At 62.1% G+C, this 26,295-nt stretch carries 26 protein-coding genes and 1 pseudogene; 13 read left to right on the plus strand and 14 right to left on the minus strand.

Going from position 1 to position 26,295, the window contains the following annotated elements; translation table 11 throughout:
• Positions 1-128: 128 nt before the first annotated feature.
• From ABIE53_RS20335 to ABIE53_RS20365, 7 genes are read left to right on the plus strand one after another with little or no spacing between them, the layout of a single operon-like run.
• Positions 129-1,220 carry an ABC transporter ATP-binding protein gene (locus ABIE53_RS20335; RefSeq protein WP_192699743.1) on the plus strand — a complete coding sequence of 364 codons (1,092 nt, stop codon included), beginning with the start codon at positions 129-131 and terminating at the stop codon, positions 1,218-1,220.
• A complete protein-coding gene (locus ABIE53_RS20340) occupies positions 1,213-2,127 on the plus strand; it encodes an ABC transporter permease (protein ID WP_192699742.1) in 915 nt (304 codons plus the stop codon). Before ABIE53_RS20335 ends, ABIE53_RS20340 begins: the two co-directional genes overlap by 8 nt.
• A gap of 30 nt (positions 2,128-2,157) precedes the next feature.
• Positions 2,158-2,952, plus strand: a complete 795-nt coding sequence (locus ABIE53_RS20345; RefSeq protein ID WP_029966695.1) for an ABC transporter permease — start codon at positions 2,158-2,160, stop codon at positions 2,950-2,952.
• 23 nt (positions 2,953-2,975) lie between these two features.
• The gene (locus tag ABIE53_RS20350) at positions 2,976-3,335 is read left to right on the plus strand and encodes a (2Fe-2S)-binding protein (protein ID WP_044021109.1); all 360 of its coding nucleotides are present in this window, start codon (positions 2,976-2,978) and stop codon (positions 3,333-3,335) included.
• Entirely contained in the window at positions 3,332-4,765 is a 1,434-nt protein-coding gene (locus tag ABIE53_RS20355; protein ID WP_192699741.1) for an NAD(P)/FAD-dependent oxidoreductase, read from the plus strand. Before ABIE53_RS20350 ends, ABIE53_RS20355 begins: the two co-directional genes overlap by 4 nt.
• Complete coding sequence (locus ABIE53_RS20360) at positions 4,758-5,885, plus strand: NAD(P)/FAD-dependent oxidoreductase (RefSeq protein WP_192699740.1); 1,128 nt, start codon at positions 4,758-4,760, stop codon at positions 5,883-5,885. The genes ABIE53_RS20355 and ABIE53_RS20360 overlap by 8 nt, the downstream gene beginning before the upstream one ends.
• A gap of 43 nt (positions 5,886-5,928) precedes the next feature.
• The gene (locus ABIE53_RS20365) at positions 5,929-6,975 is read left to right on the plus strand and encodes an ABC transporter substrate-binding protein (protein WP_006049508.1); all 1,047 of its coding nucleotides are present in this window, start codon (positions 5,929-5,931) and stop codon (positions 6,973-6,975) included.
• 86 nt (positions 6,976-7,061) lie between these two features.
• Here the strand turns inward: ABIE53_RS20365 and ABIE53_RS20370 are convergent, their stop codons facing one another.
• The 11 genes and pseudogenes from ABIE53_RS20370 to ABIE53_RS20420 form a co-directional block, all read right to left on the minus strand.
• Positions 7,062-7,361 carry a hypothetical protein gene (locus tag ABIE53_RS20370; protein ID WP_006049509.1) on the minus strand — a complete coding sequence of 100 codons (300 nt, stop codon included), beginning with the start codon at positions 7,359-7,361 and terminating at the stop codon, positions 7,062-7,064.
• 63 nt (positions 7,362-7,424) lie between these two features.
• Positions 7,425-8,360 (minus strand): 2-dehydropantoate 2-reductase, encoded by a 936-nt coding sequence (gene panE / locus ABIE53_RS20375; RefSeq protein ID WP_053860028.1) that lies wholly within the window; start codon positions 8,358-8,360, stop codon positions 7,425-7,427.
• A 79-nt stretch (positions 8,361-8,439) separates the two neighbouring features.
• Positions 8,440-9,405, minus strand: a complete 966-nt coding sequence (locus tag ABIE53_RS20380) for a nucleoside hydrolase (RefSeq protein ID WP_192699739.1) — start codon at positions 9,403-9,405, stop codon at positions 8,440-8,442.
• Entirely contained in the window at positions 9,402-9,812 is a 411-nt protein-coding gene (locus tag ABIE53_RS20385; protein ID WP_482811981.1) for a cytidine deaminase, read from the minus strand. Before ABIE53_RS20385 ends, ABIE53_RS20380 begins: the two co-directional genes overlap by 4 nt.
• Positions 9,808-11,086: pseudogene (locus ABIE53_RS20390) on the minus strand (NupC/NupG family nucleoside CNT transporter). Before ABIE53_RS20390 ends, ABIE53_RS20385 begins: the two are co-directional and overlap by 5 nt.
• A 76-nt stretch (positions 11,087-11,162) precedes the next feature.
• Positions 11,163-11,372, minus strand: a complete 210-nt coding sequence (locus tag ABIE53_RS20395; protein ID WP_006049515.1) for a hypothetical protein — start codon at positions 11,370-11,372, stop codon at positions 11,163-11,165.
• Between the two features lie 414 nt (positions 11,373-11,786).
• Positions 11,787-12,419 (minus strand): response regulator, encoded by a 633-nt coding sequence (locus tag ABIE53_RS20400; RefSeq protein WP_029966706.1) that lies wholly within the window; start codon positions 12,417-12,419, stop codon positions 11,787-11,789.
• The gene (locus ABIE53_RS20405; RefSeq protein WP_006049518.1) at positions 12,416-14,047 is read right to left on the minus strand and encodes a hybrid sensor histidine kinase/response regulator; all 1,632 of its coding nucleotides are present in this window, start codon (positions 14,045-14,047) and stop codon (positions 12,416-12,418) included. Before ABIE53_RS20405 ends, ABIE53_RS20400 begins: the two co-directional genes overlap by 4 nt.
• Positions 14,044-16,206, minus strand: coding sequence for a hybrid sensor histidine kinase/response regulator (locus ABIE53_RS20410; protein ID WP_192699738.1), 2,163 nt, complete (start codon positions 16,204-16,206; stop codon positions 14,044-14,046). Before ABIE53_RS20410 ends, ABIE53_RS20405 begins: the two co-directional genes overlap by 4 nt.
• Positions 16,207-16,357: 151 nt before the next feature.
• Positions 16,358-16,678, minus strand: a complete 321-nt coding sequence (locus ABIE53_RS20415) for a hypothetical protein (RefSeq protein WP_006049520.1) — start codon at positions 16,676-16,678, stop codon at positions 16,358-16,360.
• A 146-nt stretch (positions 16,679-16,824) separates the two neighbouring features.
• Positions 16,825-17,718 (minus strand): transporter substrate-binding domain-containing protein, encoded by an 894-nt coding sequence (locus ABIE53_RS20420; RefSeq protein WP_192699737.1) that lies wholly within the window; start codon positions 17,716-17,718, stop codon positions 16,825-16,827.
• Positions 17,719-17,949: 231 nt separating this feature from the next.
• Between ABIE53_RS20420 and ABIE53_RS20425 the strand changes: the two genes are divergently transcribed.
• Positions 17,950-19,296, plus strand: coding sequence for a class I SAM-dependent methyltransferase (locus ABIE53_RS20425; protein WP_192699736.1), 1,347 nt, complete (start codon positions 17,950-17,952; stop codon positions 19,294-19,296).
• A 4-nt stretch (positions 19,297-19,300) separates the two neighbouring features.
• Here ABIE53_RS20425 and ABIE53_RS20430 read toward each other — a convergent pair whose 3' ends face one another.
• Complete coding sequence (locus ABIE53_RS20430; RefSeq protein WP_192699735.1) at positions 19,301-19,807, minus strand: universal stress protein; 507 nt, start codon at positions 19,805-19,807, stop codon at positions 19,301-19,303.
• Between the two features lie 202 nt (positions 19,808-20,009).
• Between ABIE53_RS20430 and ABIE53_RS20435 the strand changes: the two genes are divergently transcribed.
• Entirely contained in the window at positions 20,010-20,195 is a 186-nt protein-coding gene (locus ABIE53_RS20435; protein ID WP_114157662.1) for a hypothetical protein, read from the plus strand.
• 49 nt (positions 20,196-20,244) lie between these two features.
• Here ABIE53_RS20435 and ABIE53_RS20440 read toward each other — a convergent pair whose 3' ends face one another.
• Positions 20,245-20,562, minus strand: a complete 318-nt coding sequence (locus ABIE53_RS20440) for a DUF1840 domain-containing protein (protein WP_006049525.1) — start codon at positions 20,560-20,562, stop codon at positions 20,245-20,247.
• A gap of 302 nt (positions 20,563-20,864) precedes the next feature.
• Between ABIE53_RS20440 and ABIE53_RS20445 the strand changes: the two genes are divergently transcribed.
• From ABIE53_RS20445 to ABIE53_RS20455, 3 genes are all read left to right on the plus strand, one after another.
• A complete protein-coding gene (locus ABIE53_RS20445; RefSeq protein ID WP_006049526.1) occupies positions 20,865-22,031 on the plus strand; it encodes an HPP family protein in 1,167 nt (388 codons plus the stop codon).
• Positions 22,032-22,124: 93 nt separating this feature from the next.
• Positions 22,125-22,541 carry a MarR family winged helix-turn-helix transcriptional regulator gene (locus ABIE53_RS20450; protein ID WP_029966714.1) on the plus strand — a complete coding sequence of 139 codons (417 nt, stop codon included), beginning with the start codon at positions 22,125-22,127 and terminating at the stop codon, positions 22,539-22,541.
• Between the two features lie 2 nt (positions 22,542-22,543).
• Positions 22,544-24,343, plus strand: a complete 1,800-nt coding sequence (locus ABIE53_RS20455) for a chloride channel protein (protein WP_192699734.1) — start codon at positions 22,544-22,546, stop codon at positions 24,341-24,343.
• Positions 24,344-24,372: 29 nt separating this feature from the next.
• On the opposite strand, the gene ABIE53_RS20460 is transcribed toward ABIE53_RS20455, so the two are convergent.
• The gene (locus ABIE53_RS20460) at positions 24,373-24,918 is read right to left on the minus strand and encodes a DUF488 domain-containing protein (protein ID WP_192699733.1); all 546 of its coding nucleotides are present in this window, start codon (positions 24,916-24,918) and stop codon (positions 24,373-24,375) included.
• 195 nt (positions 24,919-25,113) lie between these two features.
• Between ABIE53_RS20460 and ABIE53_RS20465 the strand changes: the two genes are divergently transcribed.
• A complete protein-coding gene (locus ABIE53_RS20465; RefSeq protein ID WP_192699732.1) occupies positions 25,114-26,205 on the plus strand; it encodes a zinc-binding metallopeptidase family protein in 1,092 nt (363 codons plus the stop codon).
• The last annotated feature ends 90 nt before the right edge of the window (positions 26,206-26,295 follow it).

The following is a 26,295-nucleotide window of genomic DNA, read 5'->3' on the forward strand; positions in this document are numbered from 1 at the left end:
TTCCATCGCCGCTATTCCGCTTACCGGAATTTTTCCAAAACTTATATCGTCAATCGGAATTCGCAATTGACGCCCGGTAATTTGGCTGGCTAGAGTCGGCTCCATCGAGGCATTCAAAGGCCACACCCATGTCTTTCCTCACACTCACAGACGTCGGCAAATCGTTCGGCGAGCTTCAGGCGGTCGCGGACGTCAATCTGTCGGTGGAAAAAGGCGAGTTCGTTTCGCTGCTCGGGCCGTCCGGTTGCGGAAAGACGACCACGTTGCAGATGATCGCCGGCTTCCTCGAAACGACACGCGGACGCATCACGCTCGACGGTCGCGACATCACGCATATGAAGCCGAACAAGCGCGGCCTCGGCGTGGTGTTTCAAAGCTACGCGCTGTTCCCGCATATGAGCGTCGCGGACAACGTCGGCTTCGGGCTCGAAATGCGCAACGTCGACAGGGCGGAGCGCAAGGAGCGCGTGCGCGAAGCGCTGTCGCTCGTGCGGCTCGATCAGCTAGCGCATCGTTTTCCGCGTGAATTGTCCGGCGGTCAGCGGCAACGCGTGGCGATTGCGCGCGCCATCGTCATCGCGCCGCCGGTGCTGCTGCTCGATGAACCGATGTCGAATCTCGACGCCAAGCTGCGCGAGGACATGCAGTTCGAACTGCGCGGCATTCAACGCAAAATCGGCACGACGACGATCATGGTCACGCACGATCAGTCCGAAGCGCTGTCGATCAGCGACCGCGTGGTCGTGATGGAAGCGGGCCGCATCACGCAGATCGATACGCCGTATGAAGCCTACGAGCGGCCCGAGAATCGCTTCGTCTCGCAGTTCATCGGCAAGGCGAACATGCTGTCCGGCACGGTGATCGCGCGCGACGGCGACGCGATCCGCATCGACCTCGGACACGATCTGTGCGAAACCGGACGCACCGAGCAACTGCCGGCGCGCGAGCGTGTAATCGCCCCAGGCGACGCCGTGACGCTGTGCATTCGCCCGGAAAAACTGCGCCTGTGCGCGCCGGATGCGGGACGTGTAAGCGCCACCGTGACGAGCCGCTTCTTCCTCGGCAGCCAGTGGCTTTACCGGCTGGACAGCCGGCTCGGAGAAGTGCTCGTGTGTTGCCAGAACGAAGGCAACGAGCCGCTGCCCGAAGGCGCGGCGGTCGGCGTCGACTGGAACAGCGAAGCGATCCGCTTTATTCAACGGGATGCGCAGCATGGATAGCACGCTGCCCGCAACGGAAGACGGCAAGACGGAATCCGCAAGCGGAAGGCGCGCGCCGTGGCGCGCATTCGTGCCGCTCTGGCTGATGTGCCTGCCCGCATTCCTGCTGTTCGTCGCGCTCGTGCTGGTGCCGCTTCTGATGACACTGGTGCTGAGCTTCTATCGCTTCGATCCGGCGAGTGGCCCGATCGCCGCATTCCAGTTCGGCAATTACGCGGAAGTACTCGGCTCGTCGTACTTTCACACGATCTTTCTGCGCACGTTCGGCATTGCGTTTCTCGTCACGCTGCTATGCGTCGTGATCGGCACGCCCGAGGCTTACGTGCTGTCGCGCATGCGCGATCCGTATCGCTCGATGTTTCTGCTGGTGATTCTCGCGCCGCTGCTCGTCTCTGTTGTAGTGCGCGCGTTCGGCTGGAGCATGTTGCTCAACAGCAGCGGTCTCGTGAACCAGGCGTTCGCTCTGATCGGCCTTGGACCGTACAAGCTCGAATACACGACGTTCGCGATTGTCATCGCACTTGTGCACGTGATGCTGCCGTTCATGGTGATTCCCGTGTGGACCGCCTTGCAAAAGCTCGATCCGCAAACGGAAAACGCCGCGCTGTCGTTGATGGCGTCGCCCGCGACCACCCTGCGCCGCATCGTGTTGCCGCAACTCACGCCGGGCATTCTGTCGGGCAGCCTGATGGTGTTCGGTTTGTCGGCAAGCGCATTTGCGATTCCGGGCTTGCTCGGCGGACGTCGTCTGAAGGTGGCTGCGACCGCCGTCTACGACGAATTCCTCGGCTCGCTGAACTGGCCGCTCGGCGCGACCATCGCGCTGCTGTTGCTGGTCGCGAACCTGATCGTGATGCTCACTTACTACCGGGTTCTGGAACGCAGGTACACCAGAAGCCTCGGTTGATACAACGTACAACGGCTGCGCGAGAACATCATGAGAAAGAACGGTCCTGTTGCGCTGATTTTCCACACGCTCGTCATTGCGTTCGTGCTCGCGCCGCTCGTGATCGTGGTGCTGGTTGCGTTCACGCCCGACGAAACGCTCACGTTGCCGACGCACGGCGTGTCGCTGCGCTGGTTTCGCGCGATCCTCAATTACCCCGATTTCATCGCGGCATTCGTCAATAGCCTGAAGCTCGCGTTTGCATCGGCGACGCTCTCGCTGATCGTCGCGCTGCCCGCCGCGCTCGCGATCGGCCGCGCGCGCTTTCCGGGCCGCGCTTTTCTGAATGGCTTGCTGCTCTCGCCGCTCGTGATTCCCGGCCTCGTGCTCGGCATCGCGTTGCTGCGCTTCTTCGCGATGATCGGTGCGACCGGCTCGTTCACGTGGCTGATCGTCGCGCACATGATCATCATCACGCCGTTCGTGATGCGGCTCGTGCTCGCCTCGGTCAGCGGTCTGGATCGCAGCGTCGAGCACGCCGCGCATTCGCTCGGCGCAGACCCGTGGACCACGTTCCGCCGCATTACGCTGCCGATGATTCTGCCTGGCATCACCGGCGGCTGGCTGCTTGCGTTCATCAACAGCTTCGACGAACTGACGATGTCGATCTTCGTCACCTCGCCGCAAACGGTCACGCTGCCGGTGCGCATGTACATGTACGCGACCGAGTCCATCGACCCGATGATGGCCTCCGTGTCCGCGCTCGTGATCTTCATTACCGCGGGCGCGATGCTGCTGCTCGATCGCGTGTATGGGCTCAATCGCATTCTGATCGGCCAGCACTGATGTCTTCTTCCGCTCACGCTCTCATGCCGTCCAACTTGCCGTCATCTCACCCTTCAACGTCCGCGCGCGAGCCGCAATTCGTGCGCGTGGCCGAAACGCGGCGCGAACCGCTGCGCTTTTATATCGACGGCGATGAAGTCTCCGCGCTGCAAGGCGATACGTTGCTGACCGCCGTGCTGATGCAACAGCGCCGCGTGCGCGACAGCGAATTCAGCGGCGCGCCGCGCGCGGGCTTCTGTCTGATCGGCGCATGCCAGGACTGCTGGATGCGCACCGAGGAAGGCAAGCGCGTGCGCGCCTGTTCGACGCTCGTCACGGACGGCATGCGAGTGCTCACACGCAACCGTTCGGCGGATGCCGCAATCAGCGGAGACGCGCCATGAACGACGCTCGCCGCGTGGTGATTGTCGGCGCGGGACCGGCCGGCGTGCGCGCCGCCGAAACGCTGGTCGCGGCAGGCGTGCGCCCTATCGTAATCGACGAAAACGCGCGTTGGGGCGGACAGATTTATCGCCAGCCGCCCGGCAACGGCGGCTTCGAGCGCTCGAAAAAAACACTGTACGGTTTCGAGGCGCACAAGGCCGATGCGTTGCATACGACGATGGCCGCGCTGCTGCCGCACATCGACTATCGCCCGGACACACTGGCATGGGCTTGCGAAGCGGGCCGCCTCGATACGCTCGCCGCGGGGCGCGAAGTCAGCGTGCCGTTCTCGCATTTGATCATTGCAAGCGGCGCGACCGACCGCGTTCTGCCGCTTCCTGGCTGGACGTTGCCCGGCGTCTACACGCTCGGCGCGGCGCAGGTCGCGTTGAAGGCGCAAGGCTGTGTAATCGGCCGACGTGTGGTGCTGGCGGGCACGGGACCGTTGCTGTATCTCGTCGCTTATCAGTATGCAAAGGCCGGCGCGCAGGTGGCCGCCGTGCTCGACACAAGCCCTTTCTCGCGGCAGATCGCAGCCGCGCCGAAACTCATCCGCGTTCCGTCGACGTTCGCAAAGGGTCTGTATTACGTGGGTTGGTTGAAGGCACACGGGATACGCATCGAGCGCGGCGTGCAGTTGGTCGGCATTCGCGGGGCACTGAATGTCGAGTCGATTGAATGGCGCGGCTCTTCTGTTAGTTCGCCATCCGAATCAATACAATGCGATGCGGTCGGCGTCAGTTTCGGCCTGAAGCCCGAAACGCAGCTTGCGGATCTCGCGGGCTGCCGCTTCCGCTTCGACGCGCTCAATCGCTGCTGGCTGCCCGAACTCGAATCCGCCGGACGCAGCTCCGTGCGCGGCATCTATCTGGCCGGCGACGGCGCGGGCATCGCGGGCGCCGACGCCGCCGAGCTCGCCGGACGCCGCGCCGCGTTAGCCTTGCTCGACGACCTCGGCATCGCGCATCCGCGCGGACCCGGCATGGCCGATGCCGCATCGCTCGAACGCGGCCTGCAACGTATCGCCGTGTTTCGCGCGGGCATCGAAACAGCTTTCGCGCCGCCCGCGAACTGCGCGGCGCAGTGGCCCGACGATATGACGGTGTGCCGCTGCGAAGAAATCGACGCGGGCACCTTGAGGCACTGTATCCGCGGCGGCGAGGCGAGCGAGATCAATCGGCTGAAGGCGCTCACTCGCGTCGGCATGGGACGTTGCCAGGGCCGCATGTGCGGCGAGGCGGCGCTTCAACTGCTCGCCGAGGAAACCGGCCGGCCGCTCGAAGCGGTTGGCCGTCTGCGCAGCCAGCCGCCGGTCAAGCCGATTCCGCTGTCGCCCGCGCTCTATGCGGACGACGTCGCGGAGATTCCCGAGGAGGCGCGCGATGAGTGACGCCGTCCACTACGACGTCGCGATTGCAGGCGGCGGACTCGTCGGTTCGTCGGCGGCATTGGCGCTTGCGAAACGCGGCTTGCGCGTGGCTCTAATCGAGCGGCGTTTTTGCGGCGCGCAGGCGAGCGGCGTGAACTACGGCGGCGTGCGTTGCCAGGGCCGTCCCGTCGAACAGATGCCGCTCGCGATGCGCGCGCGGCGCGTGTGGGACCGCTTGCCGGAATTGATCGGCATCGACGGCGAATTCACCGTGTCGGGACATTTGCGGCTTGCGCGCAGCGAAAGCGATCTCGCCGCGCTCGAGCAATGGGCCGGCATGGCGCGCGAATACGGACTGCATGCGCAGTTGCTAAGCGGCGAGTCGTTTCGACGGCGTTATCCGTGGCTTGGCGAAGCGGCGATTGGCGGCTCGCTGTGCGCGAGCGACGGTCATGCGAATCCGCGTCTCGTCTCGCCCGCGTTCGCGCGCGCCGCGCGTGCCGCGGGCGCCGACGTGCGCGAGCAAACCGAACTGGGCGACATTCGTCACGACGGCCGACGCTTTCAGATGCGCGCCGGCAATAACGAAATCAGCGCGGACTGGCTGATCAATTGCGCGGGCGCGTGGGCGAATACAGTCGCGGGCTGCTTCGGCGAAAGAGCGCCGATGAAGCCGATCTATCCGAACATGTGGGTCACCGAGCCATTGCCGCTTTTCATCACGCACAACCTCGGCGTGTATGGCGGCGGCATCTACGCGCGGCAAGTGGCGCGCGGCAATTGCGTGATCGGCGGCGGACGCGGCAGTGGCGACGGCGAATATGGCCGGCCGTCGACGGAAACCACGCGGGCCGTAATGCGCGATGCGTGCGCGCTGCTGCCCGCGTTGCGCGAGGCGCTCCTGATCCGCACATGGAGCGGCGTGGAGGGCGAGACGCCCGACAATAATCCGATCATCGGAGCGAGCCGCGCGGTGCCGCGTCTTCTGCATGCATTCGGTTTTTCGGGCGGCGGCTTTCTGCTCGCGCCCGGTGTCGGCGAAGTGCTCGCCGATCTCGTCATCGACGGCGCCACGGCCACGCCTCTCGACGCGTTTTCGATTGGCCGCTTTGCGCAGCTTGCTGCGTCATCCGTCGCATAGAACCACGCTTGAACACCACATTCACGAAACCTGGAGATCATCAATGAAACTGTTCCGAACGATCGCGGCCCTCGCCGCCTTGTGTGCATTCGGCGCGGCAGCGCCTGCGTGGTCGCAGACCAAGACCATTTACATCGGCATGAATGGCGGGCCGATGGAAAAGGCTTATACGAGCCAGGTACTGCCCGACTTCGAGAAAGCGAACAATGTGAAAGTGGTGGTTGTGCCGGGCACGTCGTCGGACATTCTCGCCAAACTGCTCGCGAACAAGGCGAGTCCGCAAATTCATGTGGTGTTTCTCGATGACGGCGTGATGGCGCGCGCCGTGAGCATGGGCGTATGCAAGAAGCTCGACGATTCGCCGGTGCTCAAGGAACTCTATCCGTTTGCGCGCATGAAGGACGACATGGGCGCGGGCGTGCAACTCGGCATGACGGGCATTGCGTACAACAAGAAGCTGTTTGCCGAGAAAGGCTGGGCGCCGCCCACTTCATGGATGGATTTCGCCGATCCGAAGTACAAGGGCAAGGTGGTGTTCCAGTCGGCGTCGAGCAGCACGTTCGGCCTGCACGGCTTTCTCGCGATCAACCGTTTGATGGGCGGCAGCGAGCAGAACGTCGAACCCGGCTTCACGAAATGGGCGAGTACGGTGGGCCCGAACGTCGTCGAATACGTGCCGAACTCGGCGAAGATTTCGGAAATGGTGCAGACCGGCGAAGCAGGTCTCTTTCCGTTGACGCCGACTGCCGTCGGCGATCTCTCCGACAAGGGCATTCCGGTCGCTTACGTGAATCCGAAGGAAGGTCCGGTGCTGTTGCTCGTCGATCTGTGCGTGGTCAACAACAACCCCGATCCGCAGCTTGCGCAAAAGCTCGCGCAATTCCTGCTGTCCGCGCCGGCGCAGACCAAAGCCGCCGAAGCGGGCAAGCAGATTCCGACCAACCGCCTCGCGAAGATGACGCCGGCAATGCAGCAAAGCCTCGGCAATCTGGAAGACCTCGTGCGCAAGGTGACGGTGGTGGATTGGGACACGATCAACGCGCATCGCGCGCAGTGGGACACGCGCTGGAACCGGCAGATCGAACGCTGAGCGCAGCGGTTCGTGCTTCGACATAAATGAAAAATCGCGCGCCTCGTTGCATAGAGGCGCGCGATTTTCTTGCGCGCGAATGCGTTTTAGAAGATGACCGACACCGCCACCGCAAGCCAGATCGCCGCTACGCCGCCGAGAAACAGATGTCGCGCAATGCGTATTTTCGCGTCGCTCGTTTCGGGTTCGACAGGCGTCGTTGCCATCCACGGTACGAGCCCGAGGCAGCCGAAGCCGAGTAGCGCGAGGATGAACACGATCACGTCCGCTACCCGCCAGCCGGTCGGCTCATACATTCCCCAATAGCCGAGAAACGCGATACCGATCGAGAAGATAGTCGCCGACGCAGCGCTAAGCGCGGGCACCGATCCGATTGGAGCCGGCATGTTGACCTCCTCCGGTCATGGGGTACGACTCACCACTCACGCTCACCGCTTAAATTCTCTACGTCACGATGTACGCGTTTGCCTCGCCTCATACGTCTTCAGATGGCTATACGCGATGCGCAGCAACGACAAACTCTGCTCGCTTTTTTGCGCTTCGCCGCCGCGCGCGATCAGATCGCCGAGAATATGATCGGCCTCGGTGTGCGAGTGGTTCTCTACATCGCGCAACATGGAAGCGGTAAGCGGCGACGGCGTGAAAAGCATTTGCGTGGCACGCGCATCGAAATCCGGCGCCATCGTAAAGCCGTGATGTTGCGCAACGGCGCGGGCCTCGGCGAGCAGATTCTCGATCACGCGCTTGCCGTCCGGTGCGGAAAGAATCTCGCCGATCGAACCGCGCATCAAACATGTACTCGCCGCGAGCGTCGCAAGGAACACCCACTTTTCCCACATGCGCAGCAAGATGTTCTCGCTGACCACGACGTCGAAGTTCGCGTCGGCCATCGCGTCGGCAATCGCCTGCACGCGTTCGGAGACGCCGCCCGCCAGTTCGCCGAACGTGACCGCATGCGTGTCGTTCAGATGCACGATCTGCTGATCGGCGTTGAGCGTGGCCGCAATCACGCATTGGCCGCCGAGCACGCGCGCTTCGCCGAATCGTTGCGTGAGCACGTCGATATGACGCATGCCGTTCAGCATCGGCAGAATCACAGTCGATTCGCCGACGAGCGGTGCAAACGAATCGATTGCATCGTCGAGACTGTATGCCTTGCAACTCAGCAGCACGACATCGAACGGTTCGGCGTTCACGCCGGCCAGAATCGTCTTCACGTCACGCTGCGTAAGATCGCCGCGCGCGCTTTTGATCACCAGTCCGTCGCGCCGAAGCCTGTCCGCCCGGCCCGCGCGCACGAGAAAAGTGACGTCCTGTCCCGCCGCTGCGAGCCGTCCGCCGAAGTAGCCGCCCACGGCGCCCGCGCCTACAACCAGAATTCGCATCTTTGGCCTCTCGAATGAATGTCGTCGCTCGAAGCAATGTAGCAAAGATTGGCGCAATGCACCGGACAAGCGCACATGCTCACGGCTTCGCGCAGACGGTGTTCTCGTATAACGCGAGCATGCCGGCCGCGTCGACGCCGACGCATGCCTTGCACGCGGGCCGCGAGTCCCACGCAGGCGCGGGCACCGGCATCGTGGACGGCTTCAGTATCGTCTGGCCGACGGCGATGCCTTCCGTCAACACCCGCACCGGACCGCTGCGCGTGGTGTACAGATGCGGCGCCAGCACATACGCGACCGCCGACGAGTCGTGCACATAAATGCCCTTTAACTGCGCGCTTTGGTGATGAAACGCCTCGTAGTGCCGCGATACGTCCCAGATGAACTGGCCCGCGGCGCCACCGCGATCGCGGATCGACGCAAGATACTCCTGGCTCATGATGGTGCGCTGCGTGACGTCGAGCCCGACAATGGCGACAGGCCACGGCGCGCCGAACACGATGTCGGCGGCGTCAGGATCGCCGAGAATGTTGGCCTCGGCTGCGGGCGTCACGTTGCCGAGCACGCCCTCGGTGCCGAACGCGCCGCCCATCACGACTACCTGCTTCACGAGCGGCGCGATCTGCGGATCGTCGGCGAGCGCGAGCGCGAGATTGGTCAGCGGGCCGACGGCCAGCAGCGTGACTTCGCCGGGATGCGCACGCACGCTGTCGATAATGAACCGGTGCGCGGGCCGCGGGTCGAGCGGTGCAGCCGGCGAGTCTCCCAGCACGATGTTGCCGAGCCCGTTGTCGCCATGAATCCACGCGAGCGGCTGCGGCGCGGCGCGTTTGAGCGGAGCCGCGGCGCCGCGCGCGACCGGCACGCCGGGCGCGAAGCGGCCCGCGAGAAAGCGCGCGTTATGCGTGGTCGTCTCGATCGTCGCGTTGCCGAACACGCTCGTCAATCCGAGCAGTTCGATATCCGGATGCAGCGCCTGGAAGACGAGCGCCATCGCATCGTCGACACCGGGGTCGGTGTCGTAAATCACCTTGTGCCTGCTCATAGATAGAACGCGTCCGGCAGTTGTTCGCGCGCGGTCGTGTCACGCGTCGCGCCGTGCAGGTTGCCGAGTCGAATGCGCAACTCGGGGCCGCCGAGTTCAATGATCACCTGGCGGCACGCACCACAGGGCGCAATCGGGCCATCGGTGTCGCCGATCACGGCTAGCGCGGCAAACTGGTCGCGCTGGTAGCCCGCTGCAATCGCGCTGAAAAACGCGGTACGTTCAGCGCAATTGCACAAACCATACGACGCGTTCTCCACATTGCAGCCGTCGAATACGCGGCCGTCTTTCGTCAGCAACGCAGCGCCGACCTTGAATTTCGAATACGGCGCATAGGCCTTTTCTCGCGCGGCACCCGCGCGCTCCAACAGTTGTTCCATGTTCATGCGAGACGTCCTCGAATCAATTGAGCGTAATGAACATGCCCGCGATGGTCGCGCTCATCAGATTCGAGAGCGTTGCCGCGAGCACCACACGCAAGCCGTAGCGCGCGACTTCGGCGCGTCGTTCCGGCGCGACGGCGCTAAATCCGCCCGTCAGCACCGCGATCGACGCAAAGTTCGCAAAGCCGCATAACGCAAACGACAGAATAGCAAGCGTACGCGGATCGAGCGCCTGCAGGCCCGCTGCGCTCACGCTCGCGGCATCCTTCAGATAGGGCGACAACGATGCGTATGCAACGAACTCGTTGAGAATGATCTTCTGCCCGAGAAAATTGCCGGCAATCGCGGCCTCGCTCCACGGCACGCCGATCAGCCACGCGAGCGGTGCGAACACCATGCCGAGGATGGATTGCATGGACAGATCCGGGTGGCCGAGACCAGCCGCCTATGCCGCCCACCAGGCCGTTGAGCAATGCGATGAGTCCGACGAATGCGATCAGCATCGCGCCCACCATCACGGCGATTTTGAGTCCCACGGTCGCGCCCGAGCTCGCCGCTTCGATCACATTGGCGGGACGCTTTTCGTCGAAGTTGAGGTTGTCGAGATGAACGCGGCTCGGTTCCGTCGACGGATGAATGATCTTGGCGAACAGCAGTCCGCCGGGCACGGCCATGAACGACGCGGCGAGCAGATATTCGATTCGCACGCCGAGTCCCGCATAACCTGCGAGCACCGAGCCCGCGACCGCGGCCATGCCGCTCGACATCACCGCGAATAGTTCGGCACCCGTCATGTCGCGCGTGAACGGTTTGACGACCGCGGGCATTTCGCTTTGCCCGAGAAAGATCGTGGTGACGGCGGAAAACGATTCGAGCTTCGACACGCCAAGCAGTTTCTGGAAGACAGTGCCGAGTACGATCACGATCCAGCGCATCACGCCGAGGTAGTAGAGAACGGAAATGAGCGCCGTCACGAAGATGATGGCCGGCAGCACGCGCACCGCAAACACAAAGCCGCCGTCGCCGAATACCTGAAACATCTTCGCCTGCACGAGTCCGCCGAACAGGAATTCAATGCCGGCATTGCCGTAGCCGAGCACGTTATTCACGCCGGCCGCGGCGGCCGCGAGAATCGTCTTGCCGAGCGGCACGAACAGAATGAATGCGCCAATGCAGAATTGCGCGAGCAACGCGCTACTTACAGTCCGTAAGCGAATGGCGCGACGATTGGTCGAAAAGATAAAGGCGATGAGCAGCAGTACGGCAATGCCGAGTACGTCGCGAGCGATAAGTGCCATGTCTCTTGTTCTTCATATGAAAGTGGCACTGATGCTAAACGAAACTGCTGCGGGAGAGAAATGTTTAAAGCGCGAATCAGTGAGATTTGGAAAAGAACACGACAGCGCCTTCTTGCGGCGTAAGGCCGAGGCTGAAATAACCTTCGAGCCGCTCTGCATCGGCGTCGTTCAGTTCGAAGGGCGCGCGAATGAAACCAGACACCACTGCATGGTCGTACCACACACTCATCCACATGCGCAGCGCCAGTACTTCCGGCGACACTAAACCCCATTCCTGTCGGGTCATGATCCTGCCTCCGTTGCGCAAACTGCCGTTTAGGCGGCCATCATGGCGATCCTCATGGCCGGCCGCTCGTCAGGCGGAAAGACGTGCCAAAGGCCGTCGCCGTGTCGAAAGAAAAACAGCGTGAGTGCGCCGGCCTCGCGTTGCGCCTCGACGCAGACGCAGCGCTTCATCCCACGACGCGGGGACGGTTGCAACTGCACGCGTGCCGATGCGGCACCTGTTGCGTCGAGCCACTTCTCGATAAGGTCACGCAATGATCGCTCTGACGCTGCCATTAGGTCCTCCGCCGGTTCCCATCATGCATCGTAAGTCGGCGGTGGCAACGCCTCCATCGGCGGCGGCGGAATGTCGGTTCAGGAATGCCTGTTTTGAGGCTCAGGTTTTCCTGACGCGTCAAAATTACGTGTTCGTGACCTACTCGGCGACGAGTCCGTGTCTGATCGCATAGCGAATCAGATCGGCGTTATTGGCGAGGCCGAGCTTCTGCATGAGCCGCATCTTGTGCGTGCTGATCGTCTTCGCGCTGAGCGCGAACGCGTCGGCGATGTCATTCAGGCTCTTGCCGAGCGCGAGCATCTGCAGAACCTGAAACTCGCGATCGGAAAGAATTTCGTGCGGCGGCGCATCGCCCGAATAGGTTTCGAACACGATCCCCTCAACGAGCTTCGGATCGATAAAGCGCCCGCCTTCGGCGAGCTTGCGAATCCCCGCGAGCAACACGTCGGGGTTGCTGTCTTTCGTCACATAACCGGTTGCGCCCGCGCGCAGCGCGCGAGAGACGACTTGTGCCTCGTTATGGATGCTCAGCACGAGTATCGGCAGCGATGGACGCTCGGCACGCACGCGCCGGATCAGATCGACACCGCTAATGCCGGGCATCGTCATGTCGAGCAACAGCAAATCGACCTGACAGGTGCGCAGTTTTTCGATTACTTCGGAGCCTTGCGCCGCTTCGCCGGCCACCACAATGTCGGGCGTCGTTTCGATTATTTGCTTGAGACCTCCGCGCACCAAAGGGTGATCGTCGGCAATCAAAAGGTTGATCATGTCTGAAGCCCATCCTGAAGCGGTATATGAATCGAAACCGAAGTGCCGGTGCCCGGCGCGCTGTCGATCAGCAACGATCCGCCAATCAGACGCGCCCGCTCGCTCATGCCGAGCAGTCCGTATGAATAATCGCGGCGCACCGCCTCCTGATCGAAACCGCAGCCGTCGTCGCTCACATGCAGGTCCAACGCGGCCTGCGTACTCGTGAGCGTGACGTCCGCGCGCGTCGCGCTGGCATGCCGCGCGACGTTGGTCAGCGAAGCCTGCACGATACGGAACATGGCGGTTGCGTGCGCATCGGACAGTATGGGCTCGTTGCCGTTCAGGCGGAACTGGCAGGCGAGTCCGCTGCGCCGCCCGAAATCGTCGACGAGCCATTCGAGCGCCGACACGATACCGTAATTGAGCGCGGCCGGCCGCAAATGACTCGCGACGTTGCGCACCATCCAGATGGTTCTCTCAACGAGTTCACGCATATCGTCGGCTCTTCTCGCCACTTCCTGATCGCCGGGAAGACGCATCTTGAGCAACGACACATCCATTTTTAGCGCAGTGAGAAGCTGGCCCAATTCGTCGTGAATTTCCATCGCGATGCGCTTTCTCTCTTCCTCGCGAATCGCTTCCATATAGGCGGAAAGTTCTCGCAATTGCTCGCGCGACTCGACCAGTTCCTGTTCGATGCGTTTGCGTTCCGTGATGTCGTTAAGGCCGACGAAGATAGCCGGCGCATCGTCGTAAGTCGCGACGCGCGCGGTGGCGATCGCCCAGAACATCGTGCCGTCCGGCCGCCTGAACTTGACCTCGGTATTGCGAAAGTTTCCTTCATGACGCAGTTGATCGACCAGCCGGTCGCGGTCGTCAGTGTCCGCATAAAGCTCGCCGATATTCGTGATGTGCGTGGTCACGTAGTCGACGCCGAATAGTTCGCGCAACGGCTTGTTGGTATAGAGAATGCGCCCTTCCGGCATCGACGTAATGCAAAGCGGCACGGGGCTCGTCTCGACAATCGTGCGAAAACGGAACTCGCTTGCAACGAGCCGCGCTTCGGCGCGTCTGCGCTCCTCGATCTGCGCTTGCAGCGTTGCATTGGCCCGCGCGAGTTCGTCGGTGCGCTGAGCGACGCTTTCTTCGAGACCGTCGCGCACGCGCGACAATGCACTTTCGGCCCGCTGGCGCACGAATACTTCTTCCTGCAATTGACGGTTCTGCGCAATCAGCTTCTGGTGCATGCCTCTTAACGCAAGGTGCGTGCTGATGCGCGCCATCATCTCATCGACGTGAACGGGTTTTGTGAGGTAATCGACGCCGCCCGCGGAGAAGCCTTCGACCATGTCATCGCTGCCCGTTAGCGACGTCATGAAGATCACGGCGATATTGCGCGTGCGCTCGTCGGATTTCAGGCGCCGGCAAGTTTCGAAACCGTCGATGCCCGGCATTCTCACGTCGAGCAGAATCAGATCGGGCTGCGAGAATTGCGCCCGCTGAATCGCCTCCGGACCGTCGAGCGCGACCAGTACCTTGAAGCCGCGCGCGACCAGGCTTTCGACGACGACCGCGAGATTCGCGGGGTTGTCGTCGGCGATCAGAACAGTGGGCGAAGCGTCGCCAGGAAGAGTCATCTCGCTCATCTTACCGCCTGACGTTCGAGTTGCTCTTCGACAAGATGCAGCAGCGTCTTCGACTGATAGCCCTTCGCGAGAGAAAGAATCCGCGCGGTGAACGCGTGGTAATGCGGGGCATGTCTGCCGACGCGCTCGGCCCACAGCGCGATTTCCTGCATATCGCCGCGGCGCGCGAGCAGATGCAATTGCTGAAGTTCTTTTTCGGGCACGGGGACAAGCGGTGCAGCGGGTGCATCGAGTGCCACTGCAGGATCGTTGGCCTGCGTGTAAGTCCATTCGAGGTCGAGCAAACGCGCGAGTTGCGCGAGCAGTTTGTCGAAGTCGATCGGCTTCGAAAGAAACGCATTCGCGCCGGCCGCGAGGCTGCGTTGTTCGCCCACGCCGGAAGGACTCGCCGATGTCGCAATGACCGGCACGTTCGCGAAGCCTTGAATCTGCCGCAATCGGCGGGTCGCTTCGAGTCCGTCCATATCCGCCATCACGACGTCGGTGACGATCAGCGCGGGACGCTCGCTCAAGATCCTCGCAAGTCCTTGCCGGCCGCCTGTCGCCTCGACGATCTGGAAGCCGAGCCGGCCGAGATACTCGACCATGACCGCGCGGTTCATCGCGACGTCGTCGATCACGACGACCTTGCGGCGCGGCCCTTTGTAACCCGTCGCCATGCGCGCGTCCGTGCGGGCAGGCGCCGCGAGCGGCGCGACGACTGCCGCCGCGTCGAGTTCGAACCAGAACAGACTGCCGCGGCCAGGCTGGCTTTGCACATGAATCTCGCTGCCCATTGCGCGAAGCAGCTGCTGACTGATCGTGAGGCCAAGCCCCGTGCCGCTCGCGCCACGGTCCGTATGCATGATCTGTTCGAAAGGCTCAAAGATAGTCTGGAGCTGATCGGCATCCATGCCGATGCCCGTATCGCGCACTTCAAAGCAGACCTTGCCCGCCGCGCTCATTTCGATCAACAGGCTCACGCTGCCCTGATCCGTGTAATTGAATGCGTTGACCAGCAGATTCAGCAGGACCTGACGCAAGCGCCGTTCGTCCGCGCGTACTGCATCGGGCACATCGGGCGCAACGCGCCAGATAAACTCGACGTGCTTCTGCGCAATCTTCACTTCAATGATCTCGCGAATTGCGTCGAGTGTGCCGGCGAGCGGCACGTCATTCATCTCAATGCGCAAGCGGCCCGCTTCGACCCGCGCGAAATCGAGCGCGTCGCCAATCAGTGCGAGCAGATGTTCGCCGCTGCGTTGAATCACGCCGACGCCTTCGCGATGGTGCTCGCTCAGGCTTGCGTCGCGCCGCAAGATCTGCGCGTAGCCGAGAATGGCGTTTAACGGCGTGCGCAATTCGTGACTCATGTTGGCGAGGAACTCCCCTTTCGCGCGATTCGCCGCCTCGGCCGAGCGACGCGCTTCGCGCTCGGCGGCGGCTTCGCGCTCGTCGAGATAGGCGTGGTGCAGGCGCGCGCCCATCGAATTAAAGGCCGTCACCACGCGTTCCAGTTCGTCGGGCTCGCGGGGCGCGCGCCGATTCAGTTTCAACGGCTGCGCGGGCTCCCGAAAATCGTAGTCCTCGACAGTATGCGCGAGTACCGCGAGATGACGCGTCACGAGCCGCGTGAGTACGTAGAAGATGAAAAGAGAAACGAGGAAGGTATTGGCGGCCTGAGTAACGAGAATGAGCAGCGCCGTGTGCGTGAGATCGTCGTAGAGATCGTTCAACGTCGCCTGCACATACAGCGTGCCGATGCGTTGTTCCTTGCCGAGCACGCGATAGACGAGCGGGTACTCGCGCGTGATTGCGGGTCCGCTTGCGGGCTTGCCGGCGGACACGAGCAGCGGCGCCGTGCCGCTTCCGGACTGACGCACCTGAGCCGTGCTGACGTCCGCGAGACGCACAATGCCGCCCAGTTCGAGCCGCAATTGCGCATCGTCTAACCGCCACAGCGCCTCGCCGAGACTATCGCGGTAGCTTTTATCGATATCCGCGAGACGGTTCTCGATCAGCGCAACACCGGCGCTGTAATCGCGCTCGATCTGCAGCGCGGTCAACAACAAGGTGAGCACGCAACTAAACAGAATCACGACTGCGAGAAGCCGGAGCACGACACTGTGCCGCAACCGCCTGAGCGGATACCGCCACTGTCCCATGAGGTCGACAGCCATATTGCCCCCGCAAGCATGGTGATGTCAGTTCGTGTTGCGCGCTCGTGCAGCGACTGCGGTTTTACGGCACCCGCCTTAAACAAGCGGTTATTACGTTATGACGCCATGCGAGAGCGTTGCCGGATTACGTGCCCAGCGTGCTGTATTCGACTCACGACGACAGGCGGATTCCGGTTGCCCCTGCCGGCTCGTGCACTGCGCGAAGCAGGAGATCGTCCACGCAATCGGCCAGTTCGCGAAGCATTGCCGCGACGTCGCCATCCAGTTCCGTATGATGAGACTTGCGCAATTCCCGCAGTGTTTCGCCTACTCGCCTGATCGCCTTCGGTCCGCTGTCGACCAGCGGCCAGCAATGCAGCAGATACCCCAGCGGCGTGATGCAGCGTCGTTCGCACCAGATATCGAATAGCCGGAAGCAGATCGAATTGATATGCTCCACCTCGTTTTCGCGCTGCGACAGATACGGAATCATTTCTGCTCATCCGGTTAGGCCATTTTGACCCGCTCATCATAGAACGAAGCGCATCGCACGGCAGTCAGTCAGCGCGGAGAATGCGCCAGGGGTATCCCGATTCGCTGGTAAGGAAATCCTGACCCCGCTCGCACATTGCCATTGCCCTAGCGGTTGCGCGCCACAATTGGCCACTGCATCCAGTACTCTTCCGGAATCTTTCGGTCTGCTGCGGAAAGATAGCGATTCTCCAGTTCAATCACTGTCCGCTCGCGCAAGTCGGCCTGCGCCAACGCACCCTGAATGTACGGATGCGCATTGAACAGCCGCATATACGAGCCGTTTTTATAAGCCGCCATGAAGCCGCGCTCGATTGTCGATGCCAAAGCCGGATTCCGGCGAGCGACATAAAAGAGAAAGTCGGACCGGTACTTCAATAGCAAACGTTTTTCCACCGTCAATTCAGGGTCGATCCGATTGTGCGCTTCAATTTCGGGGAATGCCTCGATGAGTCCCCTGGGGTAATAATCTATTCGCCCGGCGCGCGTCATCGCGAAGAGCGTGTCGGTGCTCGATGTTTCGACCTTCAAACCGGCGTCGAGCAGAACGTCGGTGTCGACCCAGCCGAGCCCCTGGCCGGCCGTCAACTGCCGCAGATCGGCGAGGTTTCGGACGCGGTCGAATTGGGCTTGCCGGTCTTTTCTTATGACGAAGAGGCGATAGCCGATCAAGCCGCGATTCACCGGAATAGGGACCACGTTCAGGCCGCTTTCGGCGCGCCTGTCCATACTCGTCCAAAGAAGATTGATCGAATTGCCGTCGGCCAATTCGGCTAACGCGCGGCGGCGCTCCATCGCGACATCGGCCTGACGAATCGAGTAGGTGACGTTGGCCGTCTTCATGGCCAGATCCAATACCGCAAGTGCGAATGCCGCGTGCAGCTCGCCGCCAGTGCGGATTCGCGGATACACGATCTCGAAGTCGGCTGTCGACATGGTGGGCGGGCGGCCGAGCATGCCGGCCGTGCCTAACGCTGCGAGTACAAAGTCCCTGCGCTGCATGATGTGTCGACGTCTGATGAAATGCGCGGGGCGTCCGCATCGACGCCCTGCATGTAAGCATCCTGTCACTGCAATGAAAGCTTTGCAATGAGGGGAAAGGCGGGCTAATAGCGAATGCGCTGGTTGCTATGTCAACGTTTTCGATTGCTTATACAGCGTTGCTTGGCTCGTTTGTCGCGGCACGAATGATGCTTCCCAGAAACACGAAAGTTCTCACGAGGAGTCGACGCCATGACGCTCTGGAGCCTTTTGCGTTCGCCCGCAGAACAGCAGATAGCCGGCATGCCGGTGCCCTGCGCCGTCGCGCTGCCCGACGGCCATCGTATCGGCGCGCGAGAGGCGCGTCTGTCGTTTGAGATTCGCGACATGCGGGCGCTGCTGCACCTGCGGCAGGGCGCGATCGGGCGGCTCGCGGAAGACTATGTGGAAGGCCGGCTGGAAATCGAAGGCGACATGCACGACCTGATGGCCGCCGCGCCGGCTTTGCTGCGCGGCGACCCTACGCACGAATCGCATGGATGGCTGCTCGATCGCGTGAGCCGCACGCGACGCGCCGTGTGGGAGCGCACGCATCATAGCCGTGCAAAAGACGCCGCGCAGATTCAGCACCATTACGACATCTCCGATGACTTTTACGCGCTGTGGCTCGATCCGCTGCGCGTGTATTCGTGCGCCTACTTTTCTTCACCGGATATGTCGCTTGCCGACGCACAGAAGGCAAAGCTCGATCACATCTGCAAGAAACTGATGCTGCGCTCCGGCGAACGTTTTCTCGACGTGGGCGCGGGCTGGGGCGCGCTGTTGCTGTGGGCCGCGGAACACTACGGTGTTGCCGCTACCGGCATTACGCTGTCGAGGAATCAGCATGCGTACGTCAACCGGCTCATCGAGGAAAAAGGACTGCAAGGGCGCGTCACGATGCTGCTTCAGGACTATCGCGACGTCGACGAATCGGCGCCCTTTGACAAAATCGCTTCGGTCGGCATGTGCGAACACGTCGGCCGCCCTAACCTGCCTTTGTACTTTGCAAAGATGCGGCGGCTGCTCCGGCCCGGCGGTCTGATGATGAATCACAGCATTACTGCCGGCGGCGTGGAAAACGGAGAAGTCGGCGGAGGCATGGGCGATTTCATCGACCGATATATTTTCCCCGGCGGCCAACTGGTACACGTGAGCGTCATGATGGATGCGATGACGCGCGGCAATCTCGAACCGGTCGACGCGGAATGCCTGCGCCCGCATTACGCGCGCACGCTCTGGCATTGGGCCGATGCGCTCGACGCACATATCGACGAAGCGCGCCGCATTCTCGGCGAGCACGCGGAAAAGATCATTCGCGCGTACCGGCTTTATCTCGCCGGATCGGCAATGGGATTCGAACGCGGCTGGACGTCGCTGTTTCAGATCGTTGCATCGCGTCCCGCAGAGCCGGCGACAATACACGACGAATCGGCCGGCCGCCTGCCGTGGACCCGCAGCGACTATCCATTCAATCGCGCGTACATGTATGCCCGCAACGCTGCTATCGATCAGGTGAATGAACTGGAACACGCGAACGGCGGCGAGCAGATCGATTGAGGCGTCACGAATGCTCGACGGGAGACGTCGTTTCGCCGGGACTCGCGGCACCGCGCGATTCCGCGGCCGATTCGGTTTCCGGCCCCATCGTGACGAGCACGCTGCAACTCACCCTGTCGAGCAACAGGCCATCGGTTCTGCCGCCCCACCACCGTGCGAGCCGGCCGGCCCGATGATGTCCCACGACAATCAGATCGACGTTCAGTTCTTTGGCGAAGTAAGGAATCTGATCGAGCGGATCGCCGATCGCAAAGTGCCCGGTCGCGTGAATGCCCTTGGCGGCCAGCTTTTTCAAGCCCTCGTCGAGCACGCTTTTGACCGAATCGTTAATCATATCCACCGGTATTGCCGACGTAATATCCGCGCCTTGCACCCACGCGGAATTGTCGATGACAGAGAGCACATGCACTTGCGCTGCGAGTTCTTGCGCAAGACGGGCACCGTCCGCAAGCGCGTGCTGCCCTTCGCGGGTTCCGTCATAACAGAGAAGAATGCGGTTAAAGGCCGACATGTCGTTCCTCCTCTAAGGAAAACGAACCTGCGCAATTCAGTATATGCCGCTTTGCGGCATAAGCGAGGTAGACCGCAACGCTGCTGTACACGGCCTTCAACTACTCATCGCCTGATACATCATAATATGACATATAATAAAGGCGAGCGTGATCTGCGCAACATGTTGTCGATGCCGGTCGCGCTTTCCGTGGGAGGATCAAATGATCATTGGCAACGATTTCGAAATCGGCTTTCTGCTGGTCGCCTTTGCGCTGCTCGGCATCATTCTGATCGGCGCGTTGCTCGACACGCTGCACCTGCAGAGCCTGCATCCCCGGCTCATAGGCGCGACGGTCGGAGCGCTAGTCGGCTTCGCGCTGATCGAAGCCGTGCCGCTATTCACCTAGCCGATAAACGCGGCCGCAACATCTGAAGAACGCGTCGGCACGGCGGGGGTTACAGCCCCCAGATAATGTCCGCGCCGCGTTTGCGCGCCTCGCGCAACATATCCAGAAATGGCCATGCACGTTGCGAAAGCCCGTTGCTCGGCTCACGCCGATTGCCAGGCGAGCGATGCAACGCCTCGAGCGCGACTTCGGCGCTGGCGTCTTCGGTAATGGCCGATTCCAGGCGGTTAATCGCGGCGGGCAATTCGTCGTGCATGATCACGCCCCGCTCGTTCAGACGCTTACCGATCAGCCCCAATAGATATTGGGCGAGGTCGCGAAGCATCACCACATCAGGTGACGCACTGGATTGAAAAGTGATCAGCATGATGGCTCCTTTTCGCATACGCACGCGGCGCGGTTGAGTGCCGGTTAGGCGCTCGTCCCATTTATATCACAACATGATTTAAATGACAGGTGAAATCGCGCCGCTAGCGCGGCTGGCGAATGGAGCCCAACGCCGTACTGATACGCTGCCCTGCTGAATCGGAACCGGTCATCGTCCGTCGGCGTGCGGGCCGTTTATATCATATTGAAATATAATCATGACCAGACGGTATTCGCGTTGCCCGGGGTTTCCCTGGTATCGTCGCACTCCAGCACAATCCACTCACTCGCCTTTTTCGCACCTTGTCCCGCTCTCTCGTCCTGCGCTGGCTGTCCAGCTTCGTCCCCGTACCAGTCACAGTGCAATGGCAGGAGCGCGCGCGTTCCTGTCTGGGCGCGCTGATCGGCATCGCGTTCACCGGCGGCTCGATGTACCTGCTGTTCGGACCCGGCGCGAACATTCCGCTGCTGGTTGCGCCGATGGGCGCTTCGGCCGTGCTGCTATTCGCGGTGCCGGCAAGTCCGCTGGCGCAGCCGTGGTCGATCATCGGCGGAAATCTGGTTTCGGCGACGATCGGCGTCACCTGCGCTAACGTGATTGCCGACCCGACACTCGCGGCCGCGCTGGCAGTCGCGCTGGCGATATGCGGGATGTTCGCGCTTCGCTGCGTGCATCCGCCCTCGGGCGCGGTCGCTTTGACCGCCGTGCTCGGCGGGCCGGCAATTCATGCGCTCGGCTACCGCTTCGTGCTCGAGCCGATCGCCGTGCAATCCGCCGCGTTGCTGGCCGCCGCGATCGCCTATCACGCGGCGACGGGCCACCGCTATCCGCATTCGGTGCGCGCGGCACGCAGCGCGCCGGGCAGTGCGGCCGACGCGTCGTCGCGCGCCGGCTTCACGCGCGCCGACCTGGAAGCGGTGCTCAGGCGGCGCAGCGAAATGCTCGACATCGATCCGGACGACCTCGAATCGCTGCTGCGCGAAACGCAGCTTCAGGCCTTCTCGCGCAGCTTTAACGAGTTGACCTGCGAGAACATCATGTCGCGCCACGTCGTGTCGGTATCGGCGGCGACGCGCGCGGTCGCCGCCTGGGCGCTGCTCAAGCGCAACAAGGTCAAAGCCCTGCCCGTGATCGACGCGGACCACACGCTGGTCGGCATCGTGACGCGTGCCGACCTCGTCGATAAAAGAATCTTTGGCCAGTTCGTGCCGTTCGTCGCCTATTTCGACGGTTGGCTGCGCGGCGATGCACTGCGTGCGCCGACCGTGGGCAGCGTGATGACGACCGACGTGTGCACCGTCAAAGTGAATGCGCCGATAACGGACCTCGTGCCGATGTTCGCGGACTACGGCCACCACCATATTCCTGTACTCGATGCCGCCGGACATGTAGTCGGCATGATTACGCAAGTCGATCTGATTTCCGGTCTTTATCGTCAGACCGTGGTGAAGGCGCAGCAGGCCGCCTAAGGATTGCGGCAAGCTATCGGCAGACGAATAGCACCGGTCGATTACATCAATTTGTGATATAATTTTTGTCTTCTTCAAGCAGGCAGACGAACAATGAAAGAACGGGCTCGCGGGCTGCGCAAAGCCGACTTTGAGCAACTGTCGGAGTTCCGCTATCAGATGCGGCGCTTCGAGCGGTTCTCGGAACAGGCCGCGCAGAGCGAAGGCATTACGCCGCTGCAGTATCTGTTGCTGCTGCATATCAAGGGCTATCCGGAGCGCGACTGGGCAACGGTCGGCGAACTGGCCGAGCGGCTTCAGGCTCAGCATCACGGCGTCGTCGCGCTGGTGTCGCGTTGCGAGGCGCTCGAGCTCGTGCGCCGCCAGACTAGCGAGACCGACCGCCGCCAGGTTGAAGTGCACATTGAAAAAGCCGGCGAGCGGGTGCTTGCGAGACTCGCGGAGCTGCACCGCGCCGAGCTGAAATCGCTGAAAGGCGCGTTCCAGGTTCCCCAGATCGACCTCGACTAACTATGACCATGGACTCCCACAAGCGCGACTTCTCCGCGAACGCACGGCTGCCAGGCATCTTCGCGCTCGCTGCGTGCATCGGCGCGGTCAGTACGCTGGCAGCATTCGTGCTGCTCAATCTGATTCATCTGTTCACGAACCTGTTCTTCTTCGGCACGCTGTCATTCGCCGAACATTCGCCGGCGCATAACAGCCTGGGCGTTTGGGTCATTGGCGTGCCGGTAGTCGGTGGACTGATTGTCGGATTGATGGCGCGCTTCGGCTCCGAAAAAATCCGCGGTCATGGCATTCCCGAGGCAATCGAAGCCATTCTCTTCGGCAAGAGCCGGATGTCGCCGAAAGTGGCGGTGCTCAAGCCGCTGTCGTCGGGCATCGTGATCGGCAGCGGCGGTCCGTTTGGCGCCGAGGGGCCGATCATCATGACGGGCGGCGCGCTCGGTTCGCTGATCGCGCAATGCTTCAAGGTGACGGCGGCGGAACGCAAGACGCTGCTCGTCGCAGGCGCCGCCGCGGGCATGACCGCCGTGTTCGGCACGCCGCTGGCGGCCGTGCTGCTGGCGGTCGAATTGCTGCTGTTCGAATGGCGCCCGCGCAGTTTCCTGCCGGTCGCAGTGGCGTGCGCGGTGGCCGGTTTTGCTCGCGCGGCGTTCTTTGGCACGGGTCCGCTCTTCCCGCTCGAAACAGCCGCGCCCGATGGCTGGTCGCTATTTTCCTGCCTGATTGCAGGGCTTTTGTCCGGTGCGCTGGCGTCGGCACTGTCCGCCTCGCTCTACAAGACCGAAGATCTTTTCGGCAAACTGCCGATTCACTGGATGTGGTGGCCCGCGCTCGGCGGCATCGTCGTCGGTATCGGCGGATGGCTCGAACCGCGCGCGCTCGGTGTGGGCTATGACGTGATCGGCGATCTGCTGCATCAGCATATCGCGTTGCAGATCGCAATCGTGCTGCTCGCGGTGAAGGCGGTCATGTGGGTGGTCGCGCTCGGTTCGGGCACGTCGGGCGGCGTGCTCGCCCCGCTGCTGATGCTCGGCGCGGGGCTCGGCACCGTGCTTTCGCACTGGTTGCCGGGCAATGAGCCTGCGTTGTGGCCGCTCGTGTGCATGGCCGCGACGCTCGGCGCCACGCTCGGCGCGCCGCTCACCGCAATCGTGTTCGCTTTCGGGCTCACCCACGACAGCAACGCGCTGCTGCCGCTGCTCACTGCAACGCTCGTCGCGCATGGCTTCGCCACCGTGACCATGCGCCGCTCGATCATGACGGAAAAAATCGCGCGGCGCGGCTATCACATCTACCGTGAGTACGGCGTCGATCCGCTCGAGCGCCATCACGTGGATGAAGTGATGACCGCCTCGGTCGACTCGATCGATGCCGGCATGACAGTCGGCGCGGCGCTCGACACCTTCTTCGGCGCGAAGCAGACTCGCCGCGCGTATCCTGTTGTGCGTGAAGGCGCGGTAATCGGCGTGGCCGATCGCGCATTGCTCGAACAGTTCCGCGATGAGAACCCTGATTTGCGGACTGCCATGAACGTGGAGAGTGTCTTCGACCGGCGCTCGCCGGTGTTCGCGTTGCCGACCGAAACGTGTCGACTGGTTGCAACGAGACTTGCTGTGCACAGCCTCGAACGGCTGCCCGTCGTGGCGGATTCGAAGTCCATGCGCCTTGTTGGCATCGTCTCGCGCAGCGATCTCGTCAAGCCGTCGCTCACTTACTTCGAAGAAGAGCACAAGAAAGAGCGGTTCCGTCGTCTGACGCCGACGCGCGCGAAACGCCGCTTCGCTCCTATCGGCAAGGCCGGCTAAGCGCAACCGGCTAGCGCAACGATTCCGCTTCAATGCGAAGCGGAATCCGCACGATAGATCAGCAGGCCGTCAGGCTGCGCCTGTGCAGCCGGCGTAATGGTTGCGGTGTCAACGTGCTGCGCGCTCAAGATGTGGCACACCGGTTCGCCGTGCATCAGCAGGTAATCGGTAATGATGCGCCGGTGGCAACGCCACCAGACTGCTTCGGAGCACATGATCGCGCAACGTCGGCGATGCCCCAGTTCCCGCAGTTCCGCCAGTCCCTTCTGAAAAGCGTCCGTCATTGCGTAATCGGCGTAGTTACGAAACGCGGGATGCGTCCAGTAGTCGTTCACAGACGGACCTTCTTCCTTGCGGCGGCCGCGCCGCCCACCCAGTTCCTCCAGATGCACGTAGTCGATATGAGCCGGCGCCAGCGACTCCGGCAACGTATCGCGGTTAAACTGCGGGTTCGTTCGCGAACGCGGAATGCTGCGCACGTCGACTAATACTTCGACGTCCGAATTTTCCAGCAGACCGATGAACTCGGAAAGCGCGCGCGTGGAATGCCCGATCGTGAAAAACGGCCGCGTCATGATCACCTCGTGACTTCGCAGTATGCAAAGGATTATATTGCCAGCAAGGCGTTGGCCGATTACCTGACTCGCTGCACATTCAGCACGCATCAGCCATGCCCGAAACCGGCGACGTCAGCGAAACGCGGCACGGACATTGCGCAATGCCCAGGCTTCTTACTGGCACTTCAGGCCACTCACCGCTCGAGCTTCGTCATGAAAACGTTCCACTGCAACCGCTGCTCGCAACGAGTGTTCTTCGAAAACGTCCGCTGTGAACGCTGCGAGGCACTGCTCGGCTATCTGCCGCAACTGCGTGCAATCAGCGCGTTTGAAGATGCGGGCGAAGCGCGCTGGCGCAGCCTGCATCCCCAAGCGGACGGTGCGCTTTACAAGCAATGCCACAACTACGCGGTGGAAAACGTCTGCAACTGGATGATTCCGGCCGATTCGCCCGACACGCTATGCCGCGCCTGCCAACTGACCCGCACCATTCCGAATCTCAGCACGCCGGATAACCGGCTCTACTGGTATCGTCTGGAAGTGGCGAAACGGCGGCTGCTTTACACGCTTGCCGAACTCGGTCTCGACGTCAAATCGCGTCGGCAAGATCCGCAACAAGGTCTCGCGTTCGAATTTCTCGAAGACAGTGGCGACGGTTCGCGTGTGATGACAGGCCACGACAACGGGCTTATCACGCTCAACATCGCCGAGGCCGACGACGCGCATCGCGAGAAAGTCCGCACTGCGATGGGCGAACCGTATCGCACGTTGCTCGGCCACTTCCGCCACGAAACCGGGCACTACTATTTCAGCCGGCTGATAGAGAACAACCCGCGCTGGCTCCCAGCGTTCCGCGAGCTTTTCGGCGACGAGCGCGCGAATTACGGCGACGCACTCGACGCCTACTACCGTGTCGGTGCGCCGGCCGACTGGCAGGCGTCGTACATCAGTGCGTATGCAACGATGCATCCCTGGGAAGATTGGGCGGAGACATGGGCGCATTATCTGATGATCGTCGACGTGCTCGACACGTCGACCGCGTATGGCATCGCGCTGCTTTCCGACGATCCGCGCGAGCCCACGCTGACCGACCGCACGCCCGTTGAAAACGCGAGCTTCGATACGCTCATGAAGCGCTGGTTTCCGCTCACCTACGCGTTGAACGGCCTGAATCGCAGCCTCGGCATGCCGGACGGCTATCCGTTCGCGTTGGCCGCGCCCGTGGTGGACAAACTGCGCTTCGTGCATCGAGTGATCGCGGAAGCGGGGGACAAATCGCCGGCTTCGCCGCCAGCACAGCACTAGCAGCGCCGGAGTCCGCGCTCACAGCCGCGCCGGCCTGCAGGAGTCGTCCAGGAGCTCCGTCTCAAAAATAAGACTGCTCCTAGATACGTG

It is taken from the genome of Paraburkholderia sp. OAS925 (assembly GCF_040543975.1).
GTDB lineage: Bacteria > Pseudomonadota > Gammaproteobacteria > Burkholderiales > Burkholderiaceae > Paraburkholderia > Paraburkholderia graminis.

Coding starts and splice junctions, on each gene's coding strand:
- ABIE53_RS20335 (WP_192699743.1), top strand. CDS start 129: ATGTCTTTCCTCACACTCACAGACGTCGGCAAATCGTTCGGCGAGCTT.
- ABIE53_RS20340 (WP_192699742.1), top strand. CDS start 1,213: ATGGATAGCACGCTGCCCGCAACGGAAGACGGCAAGACGGAATCCGCA.
- ABIE53_RS20345 (WP_029966695.1), top strand. CDS start 2,158: ATGAGAAAGAACGGTCCTGTTGCGCTGATTTTCCACACGCTCGTCATT.
- ABIE53_RS20350 (WP_044021109.1), top strand. CDS start 2,976: ATGCCGTCCAACTTGCCGTCATCTCACCCTTCAACGTCCGCGCGCGAG.
- ABIE53_RS20355 (WP_192699741.1), top strand. CDS start 3,332: ATGAACGACGCTCGCCGCGTGGTGATTGTCGGCGCGGGACCGGCCGGC.
- ABIE53_RS20360 (WP_192699740.1), top strand. CDS start 4,758: ATGAGTGACGCCGTCCACTACGACGTCGCGATTGCAGGCGGCGGACTC.
- ABIE53_RS20365 (WP_006049508.1), top strand. CDS start 5,929: ATGAAACTGTTCCGAACGATCGCGGCCCTCGCCGCCTTGTGTGCATTC.
- ABIE53_RS20370 (WP_006049509.1), bottom strand. CDS start 7,361: ATGCCGGCTCCAATCGGATCGGTGCCCGCGCTTAGCGCTGCGTCGGCG.
- panE (WP_053860028.1), bottom strand. CDS start 8,360: ATGCGAATTCTGGTTGTAGGCGCGGGCGCCGTGGGCGGCTACTTCGGC.
- ABIE53_RS20380 (WP_192699739.1), bottom strand. CDS start 9,405: ATGAGCAGGCACAAGGTGATTTACGACACCGACCCCGGTGTCGACGAT.
- ABIE53_RS20395 (WP_006049515.1), bottom strand. CDS start 11,372: ATGACCCGACAGGAATGGGGTTTAGTGTCGCCGGAAGTACTGGCGCTG.
- ABIE53_RS20400 (WP_029966706.1), bottom strand. CDS start 12,419: ATGATCAACCTTTTGATTGCCGACGATCACCCTTTGGTGCGCGGAGGT.
- ABIE53_RS20405 (WP_006049518.1), bottom strand. CDS start 14,047: ATGAGCGAGATGACTCTTCCTGGCGACGCTTCGCCCACTGTTCTGATC.
- ABIE53_RS20410 (WP_192699738.1), bottom strand. CDS start 16,206: ATGGCTGTCGACCTCATGGGACAGTGGCGGTATCCGCTCAGGCGGTTG.
- ABIE53_RS20415 (WP_006049520.1), bottom strand. CDS start 16,678: ATGATTCCGTATCTGTCGCAGCGCGAAAACGAGGTGGAGCATATCAAT.
- ABIE53_RS20420 (WP_192699737.1), bottom strand. CDS start 17,718: ATGCAGCGCAGGGACTTTGTACTCGCAGCGTTAGGCACGGCCGGCATG.
- ABIE53_RS20425 (WP_192699736.1), top strand. CDS start 17,950: ATGACGCTCTGGAGCCTTTTGCGTTCGCCCGCAGAACAGCAGATAGCC.
- ABIE53_RS20430 (WP_192699735.1), bottom strand. CDS start 19,807: ATGTCGGCCTTTAACCGCATTCTTCTCTGTTATGACGGAACCCGCGAA.
- ABIE53_RS20435 (WP_114157662.1), top strand. CDS start 20,010: ATGATCATTGGCAACGATTTCGAAATCGGCTTTCTGCTGGTCGCCTTT.
- ABIE53_RS20440 (WP_006049525.1), bottom strand. CDS start 20,562: ATGCTGATCACTTTTCAATCCAGTGCGTCACCTGATGTGGTGATGCTT.
- ABIE53_RS20450 (WP_029966714.1), top strand. CDS start 22,125: ATGAAAGAACGGGCTCGCGGGCTGCGCAAAGCCGACTTTGAGCAACTG.
- ABIE53_RS20455 (WP_192699734.1), top strand. CDS start 22,544: ATGACCATGGACTCCCACAAGCGCGACTTCTCCGCGAACGCACGGCTG.
- ABIE53_RS20460 (WP_192699733.1), bottom strand. CDS start 24,918: ATGACGCGGCCGTTTTTCACGATCGGGCATTCCACGCGCGCGCTTTCC.
- ABIE53_RS20465 (WP_192699732.1), top strand. CDS start 25,114: ATGAAAACGTTCCACTGCAACCGCTGCTCGCAACGAGTGTTCTTCGAA.